Origin of the sequence: Massilia sp. CT11-108 (assembly GCF_047302915.1) — a bacterium.
Classification (GTDB): domain Bacteria; phylum Pseudomonadota; class Gammaproteobacteria; order Burkholderiales; family Burkholderiaceae_D; genus Telluria; species Telluria orientalis.
This window is the reverse complement of the sequence record NZ_JBKYMO010000291.1, coordinates 1-7,273: the sequence shown is the minus strand read 5'-3', so window position 1 is coordinate 7,273 and position 7,273 is coordinate 1. Positions and strand designations below refer to the sequence as shown.

Sequence of the window (7,273 nt, the reverse complement as noted above, 5' to 3'; positions counted from 1 at the left end):
CAACACACCCGCGCAATTCGCCGGATTCGCGCGAATCGATGAGGTATCGTTGTATGAACGCCGGACGGACGCCCAGGTTGGCGCTGGCCTGCAGCACGGCCAGGTCGGGCGCGAGCGTCAGCAGGAAACCGTGCGGCTGGATGCTGCCGGGCGTGCGGATCGGTTCCTTGTCGCAGGTCGACAGGTCGAGGACGGGTACGGTGGCGGCCTGGGTCATGGGTGGTCAACGGCGTCGGAAACGTCGGGTTGCAAGTGCAGCATTTTACATTGAAAAGCTGGGCGTCCGTCCGGCGTTCATACAACGATACCTCATCGATTCGCGCGAATCCGGCGAATTGCGCGGGTGTGTTGATGGCCTTGTCGCCGTAGAAATGGGAAATTCGACGACAGCCGTCATTACCTGGGAGGTAATCGCCGCGCCGCACGCCGCCGGGCACACTGGCTCCAACGTCAACCACCGAAGGAGACCATCATGACCCTGCAGCGACACACCCGCGCCTACACCGCCGCCCCGAACACCATCATCGCGGGCGACGTCAACCTGTACTACCGCGACTGGGGCCGCGGCCGGCCCGTGCTGTTCGTGGCCGGCTGGTCGATGTGCTCCGATTCCTGGGGCTACCAGATGATGGTGTTGTGCCGCCAGGGCCTGCGCTGCATCGCCTTCGACCGGCGCGGCCACGGCCGCTCGTCCGACCCGGGCGGCGGCTACGACCTCGACACGCTCGCCGACGACATCGCGGCCGTCATCGAAGCCCTCGACCTGCGCGACGTCGTGCTGGTCGGGCATTCGATGGGCTGCAACGAGATCGTCCGCTACCTCACGCGCCACGGCAGCGCGCGGGTGACGCAGGTCGCGCTGCTCGGGCCGATGACGCCGGGCATCACACTGTCCGCATCGAATCCGCACGGGGTCGACCCCGCGCTGCTGCAACAGTTCCGCAGCACGCAGCTGCTGCACGACTTCCCGCGCTGGATCGAGGAGAACGTCGAGCCGTTCGTGCCCGGCGCCGGCCCGCGCATGCGCGACTGGCTCGCGCAGATGGCCCTGCAATGCTCGCTCCAGGCGCTGCACGATTGCCACCTCTGCGTGGAGGCGTCAAGCATGGAGGCGGAGCTGGAAGCCGTCGACGTGCCCGTGCTCCTGATCGCCGGTGCACTCGACGTCTCCGCGCCGCTGGAGCTGACCGCGCGCCGCACCGCCGCCCTCGTGCCGGACTGCCGCCTCGTCGTCCACGAAGACGCCGCGCACGGCATGTTCCTCACGCACGTGGAGCAGGTCAATGGCGAGTTGCTTGAGTTCATCCGTGCGGAGGTCTAAATTGACGCTTTTACATCAACAGGGGATCACGATGCAGGATGGACACGCGGACGCGCGCGGCGACGGCTACTTCAGCGACTTCGGCTCGGCGCTGCGCTACTGGCGCACGCGGCGCGGCTACAGCCAGCTGCGTCTTGCCGTGGATGGCGGCGTCTCGCAGCGGCACCTGAGTTTCCTGGAGAGCGGACGGGCGCAGCCGAGCCGCGACCTGGTCCTGAAACTCGGCATCGTGCTCGACGTGCCATTGCGCCAGAGAAACGCGATGCTGCTCGCCGCCGGTTTCGCGCCCGCCTACCAGGAGCGCAACCTGTCCGATCCGGAACTGTTGTCCGTGATGCAGGCGCTCGACTTCATGCTGCGCCAGCAGGCGCCGTTTCCGGCCCTCGTCGTGGACCGGCTGTGGAATCTCGTGATGTTCAACGAGCCCGCCGCCGGCTTCATGAAGTGGCTGCTGGGCCTGCCGCCGGACGCGGCCATCCCGCGCGACGGCTCCATCAACGTGCTGCGCCTGATGCTCGACCCGAACGGGCTGCGGCCGCGCCTCGTCAACTGGGAGGCCGTGTGCGCGGACAGCCTGTTGTGGATCCAGCGGGAAGCGATGGCGGACGGGCCGGGCAGCGAGGCGACGGCGCTGCTGGCCGAACTGTCCGCGTTGCCCGGGATGGCGGGACTGTCCGACGGCCACGTGCCGAACCTCGACCGGCGCGCGCTGCCGTTCCTGCCGCTGACGATCGCCCACGAGGGTGTGGAACTGAACCTGTTCACGACGATCACGACGCTCGGCACGCCGCACGACGTCACTGTGCACGAGTTGCGGCTGGAATCGTTTTTTCCGGCCGACGGTACGACGGCGGCATGGTTCCGCGAAAATTTTGCGGTGTAATAACACTCATCAATTCCGGTGATTTTTGGTGAAGATGCATCGTCAATGCAAGTTTTCTTGCCCAATAAAATCCTAAAATTGACAATGTGAAATTCGTTAATCGCAACGCGCGCAAGGCTTTTTCCTGCGGTGTATGATGACCCGGTTTTGACCCTATTCCGAGCGCATTCAGCCGTAGTAAATGAACGACCTGACCCCCACGCAATCCTGGCCCGACGAGCGGCGCTACCAGTACCTGATCTCCGGGATCAGCGACTACGCCATCTACATGCTCGATCCGAACGGTTACGTCAGCAGCTGGAATGCCGGCGCCAACCGGTTCAAGGGCTATGTTGCGCAAGAGATCCTGGGCGAGCACTTCTCGCGCTTCTACACGCCGGAGGACCGCGAAGCGGGGAAGCCCGCGCGGGCGCTGGCGATCGCGCTCGCGGAGGGCAAGTACGAGGCCGAGGGCTGGCGCGTGCGCAAGGACGGCTCGCGGTTCTGGGCGCACGTGGTGATCGATCCGATCTACAACGAGGAAGGCGTCCTGCTCGGCTTCGCGAAGGTGACGCGCGACGTCACCGAGCGCAAGCGCGCCGAGGATGCGCTGCGGGAAAGCGAGCAGCGCTTCCGCCTGCTCGTGAACGGTGTCACTGACTATGCGCTGTTCATGCTGTCGCCGGAAGGCACCGTCACCAACTGGAACCCGGGCGCCGAGCGCATCAAGGGTTATCGCCAGGAAGAGATCGTCGGCAGCCATTTCTCGCGCTTCTATACGCCGGAGGACCAGGCCGCGGGCATCCCGAAGCGCGCGCTGGACACGGCCGCCGCGGCGGGCCGCTACGAGTCCGAGGGCTGGCGCGTGCGCAAGGACGGCTCGCGGTTCTGGGCCCATGCCGTGCTCGACGCCGTCCGCGACGACGACGGCGAACTGCTCGGCTTCGCCAAGATCACGCGCGACCTGACGGAAAAGAAGAAGGCCGACGAGGCGCTGGAAAAGGCCAGCATCGCGTTGTACCAGGCGCAGAAGATGGAATCCATCGGCCAGCTCACGGGCGGCGTCGCGCACGATTTCAACAACCTGTTGTCGGTGCTGTCCAGCGGCATCGAGGTGCTGAACCTGCAGCGGGGCGAGGGCGATGCGCGCACGCTGGAATCGATGCGGCGCGCGATCGACCGCGGCGCGCGCCTGACGCAGCAACTGCTCGCGTTCGCGCGCCAGCAGCCGCTGCAGGCGGAAACGCGCAACCTCAATGCCGTCATTCGCGGCTTCGAGACCGTGCTGCGCCGCGCCGGCAATCCGTCCATCGATTTCGTGATCGACCTCGATCGCAAGGCCCACAATGCGCTGATCGACAGCGCCCGCTTCGAGTCGGCGCTGCTGAATCTCGTCGTCAACGCGCGCGACGCGATGCCGGAGGGCGGCCGCCTCGTCATCGCGACGGGCAATATCGTGGCGGACGGCCAGCATCCGGCCGGCCTCGCGCCGGGCGAATACGTGCGTGTGACCGTCAGCGACACGGGCACCGGCATGCCGCCGGACGTCGTGGCGCGCGCCTTCGAACCCTTCTTCACGACGAAGGAAGTGGGTAAGGGCACGGGCCTGGGCCTGTCGCAGGTCTACGGCTTCATCAAGCAGTCGGGCGGCGAGGTTGCCATCGACAGCATGCCGGGCGAAGGCACGACGATCGCGATCTACCTGCCGGCCGTCGTCAATCCCGCCGAGGAGGCACAGGCCGAGCACACGGAGCGCGTCCTCATCGTCGAGGACGAGCCGGACCTGATGGACGTGGCCGCGTCGCTGTTCACGAGCATGGGCTACGAGGTCGTCACGGCCGCCAGCGGGCAGGAAGCGATCGACGTGATGGAACAGCGCGACATCGACATCCTGTTCACCGACGTCGTGATGCCAAACGGCATGAACGGCATCGAGCTGGCCAGCTACACGCGCGAGCATTATCCGGCCACCAAGATCATGCTCGCGTCCGGCTATCCGCTGCCGGCCCTCAAGCAGCGGCATGGCGTCGACCTCAACGAGTTCGCGTTCGTCAACAAGCCGTATCGGCTGTCGGACCTGGCGCGGACCTTGCGGTCTGCGATGTGATTACAAGCCGAAGATGATGTCGCTGATCCGCTCGTAGATCGGGTCGGCCGACGGCCCGTTATTCGGCCAGTTCAAGATATCGAAATGGTCGTAGCCGCGGTAATTGCCGAGGAAATTCCACGTCCCCTTGACGGCCTTGCCGTCGTAGTCGCGCACCGGATGGCCGCTCGGCGCGCGCATGCTCACCGTGTTGACCACGCCATCGTTCGGAAACCATGCGCTGTCGATGCGCACGCGGCCCGGCGCGTTCTGTGTGTACGAGCCCATGCCCGGCTGGGCCAGCGAGCCGACGATCCATTCGCCGGCGAACAGCTTGAAGTACGGGATCATGTCCGCGCGCGGATACTGGAACTGGACGTTCTGTACGGGCGCGAGCACGCGGTCCGTGCCGTTGCAGCACCAGGCGCCGGCTTCCGTCGCCAGCGTCCCCACCGAAAAATAATAGACCGACGGCGACGTCAGCGCCCAGCGGTTGAATTCGCGCGCGCCGTCCGGCGCCAGTTCCCAGTGGGCCAGTTCGTTGTCGAGGATGTCGCGCAATGGACTGCGCAGGTTCGGCAGCACGTCCACTACGGCATCGCGCAACGTGGTGCCGTCGTGCGGCGCGGAGATCGTCACGACGCTCCTGATCCAGCCGACCTTGCCGCCTTTATAAAGTTCGCCGCCGCCCTCGTCGCCGTCGGGCGAGCCGTGTTCCAGCAACTGGACCAGGGCGCGGATCGTCGTGCCGCCCTGGCTGTGGCCGATCATGTGGACCGGGTGCGCGGCATCCCATTGCGGGTAGAACGCGAGCGGGTAGTTTTCCGGATTGTTGGCGGGGTCCGCGGCCCAGCATTTGCCGGCCGGCTTCTGTGCCTGGCCGGGATAGCCGTAGCGCGCCACGTGGTGGGCGCCATAGTCGACGCAGCCACCCTTGATCTGGGCATACAGCTCGGCGGCGCGGTCCCAGTTCGACGCGATCGCGCCCACCTGGGCCGTGAAGACGGTGTGCGGGCCGTGGTAGACGGTCAGGTGCGCGGCGATGTTGCCGTAGCCGCCCCAGTACAGGAAGCTGCCGAGCGGATGCGATTCCGGCCCGAAGCCGAGGACGCCGTGCACGAGCACGACGGGATCGTTGTTGGTGGCGCGCGCGGGCGTGCCCAGCAAGGCGGCAAGCGCCAGCAGCGCGCAGGCGCAGGACTTCGTCAGTCGCAACATGTGACTCTCCATTGGACGTGGCGAGCCCATTGTCGGTTTGATATGCGGCACAGAGTTTGCGCTGCCTCGACCGGGACGACGAAACGGCTGCTGCAATGCAACAAAATGGCGTCGGTGTGGCTTGTGCGCACTATACCGCCGCACATTGTGCAACGCGAGGTTAGTTCGCCGCCGTCATGCCCGCCGCATTGCCCACCGCGCCATCGCCCGGCGTGGCCGGGGCCGGCGCATTGGATGCCGTGACGGCAGCCTTCTCGGCCAGGTCCGGGTTCCACACGACGTGCTCGTCCACCGAATACAGGCGGCACGGCTTGTCGCTCTTGGCCGAGCAGGTGGCCAGGGCGCGGGCTTCCGGATCCTCGCCTTCCTCGGCCCAGCACCAGGCGCCGCTGGGCGACACGGCAAACGCGCGCGGCGTCATCTTGGTCAGGTATTCGCGGTAGGCGCGCTTGCCGTTCTCGGACAGGAACGGCACGGCCTCGATGTCCTCGATACCGGCGAAGTTCGTCGCCTGCGGCTGCGGCGGTTCCGGCACCTTGTACACGACCCTGGTCGGCATGCCGATCTGCTGCAGGAAGTGCATCGTGTCGGCCAGCCATACCTTTTGGCCGTCGCGGCTGGCCAGCATTCCATGCGAATCTCGCTTGAACGGGGCGTACTCGACGAGCTGGGCGCGGCCGCCGGCCTGTTCGAACGCGTCGTGCATGCGCGCCACGAGTTCCGGCGAGAACAGCGAATCGTTCTGGCCGTACATCCACAGGCTCGGCAGCTTGTTCTGCGACCCGTACTCGGCGAAGGCCGACACGAGGGCCGAGCGCCAGCCGCAGCCGTTGCTGTCGTCGCGCAGGCCGCCCGCGAAGTTGATCAGGCCGCGCACGCCCGGCAGGTCCTCGGTGCCGAGCGCCATCGTCGCGAGGCCGCCGTACGACTGGCCGGCGACAACGATATGGTCCGCGTCGACCCACTTCTGCGCACGCGCGTATTCGAGGGTGTCCTTGATGTCCTCGGCCTGGGTGTAGCCGTTGGCCGTCATGTCGCAGCCATGGTCGCGGTAATAGCCCGTCGAGTTGGCGAAGCCCTGGCGCATCGGCACCATCACGGCATAGCCGCGTTCCACGAAGGCGTGGGCCATGTGGTAGAAGCGGTCGCGCGGCTGCAGGTTCGGGTGACCCGGATCCTTGCCGTGGTTGACGATGATGAGCGGGAAGGGCCCTGGGCCGTTCGGCTGGAACACGGTCGTTTCCAGGCGGGCCTGATGGTCCTGGCCGGCCGGGATCAGGACGATGTGCTCGTTGATCCGATAGTCGAGCTGAAGCTCTTGTTCGATGGCGAGACCCGGCAGCAGGGCCAGGGCGGCAATGAAGGCGGACGTCAGTTTGCGAACGGAAGGGCGGACTTTAAGCATGGAAGACTCTGGAGCGACACCGGGTTTGCACTTTTCCCCGAGAACTGATTGCCTCGCGGAATGAATTGATTCTAAGCACGGTGATTTCTCAGAGCAATGTCCAATTAACCAAATCTCGAACTAAATCTTCACGTGTGGCCACATTTGCCATAACAGGCAGATAATCTGGATGGCCAACGATTGGGATACCCATGTTTAACTGACATGAATACCGACGACCCCGACGACCCCGACGACCGTTTTCTGCAAGCGCTGCAAGGCAGCGCGCGCGCCTGGCGCCTCGCGCTCGAACGCCACCTGAAGGCGAACGGGCTGACGATGGCCGGCTGGAACGCGCTGACGGCCGTGGCGGACAGCCCCGAACCGCCGTCGCAGCGGGAA

At 65.8% G+C, this 7,273-nt stretch carries 6 protein-coding genes; 3 read left to right on the top strand and 3 right to left on the bottom strand.

Features of this window, described 5'->3' with window-relative positions; all coding sequences use genetic code 11:
• Nucleotides 1–217, bottom strand: a 217-nt coding sequence (locus tag ACEN88_RS20640) for a hypothetical protein (protein WP_413342546.1), incomplete at its 3' end; no start/stop codon positions are given.
• Nucleotides 218–472: 255 nt separating this feature from the next.
• On the opposite strand from ACEN88_RS20640, the gene ACEN88_RS20635 reads away from it, so the two are divergent.
• From ACEN88_RS20635 to ACEN88_RS20625, 3 genes are all read left to right on the top strand, one after another.
• Nucleotides 473–1,321, top strand: a complete 849-nt coding sequence (locus ACEN88_RS20635; protein ID WP_413342545.1) for an alpha/beta fold hydrolase — start codon at nt 473–475, stop codon at nt 1,319–1,321.
• 31 nt (nt 1,322–1,352) lie between these two features.
• Nucleotides 1,353–2,204 carry a helix-turn-helix domain-containing protein gene (locus tag ACEN88_RS20630; RefSeq protein ID WP_413342544.1) on the top strand — a complete coding sequence of 284 codons (852 nt, stop codon included), beginning with the start codon at nt 1,353–1,355 and terminating at the stop codon, nt 2,202–2,204.
• Between the two features lie 181 nt (nt 2,205–2,385).
• Nucleotides 2,386–4,290, top strand: coding sequence for a PAS domain S-box protein (locus ACEN88_RS20625; RefSeq protein WP_413342543.1), 1,905 nt, complete (start codon nt 2,386–2,388; stop codon nt 4,288–4,290).
• Here ACEN88_RS20625 and ACEN88_RS20620 read toward each other — a convergent pair whose 3' ends face one another.
• Together ACEN88_RS20620 and ACEN88_RS20615 are read right to left on the bottom strand one after the other, a co-directional pair.
• Nucleotides 4,291–5,487 (bottom strand): esterase/lipase family protein, encoded by a 1,197-nt coding sequence (locus ACEN88_RS20620; RefSeq protein ID WP_413342542.1) that lies wholly within the window; start codon nt 5,485–5,487, stop codon nt 4,291–4,293.
• A 160-nt stretch (nt 5,488–5,647) separates the two neighbouring features.
• Nucleotides 5,648–6,892, bottom strand: a complete 1,245-nt coding sequence (locus ACEN88_RS20615; RefSeq protein ID WP_413342541.1) for a dienelactone hydrolase family protein — start codon at nt 6,890–6,892, stop codon at nt 5,648–5,650.
• Between the last annotated feature and the right edge of the window lie 381 nt (nt 6,893–7,273).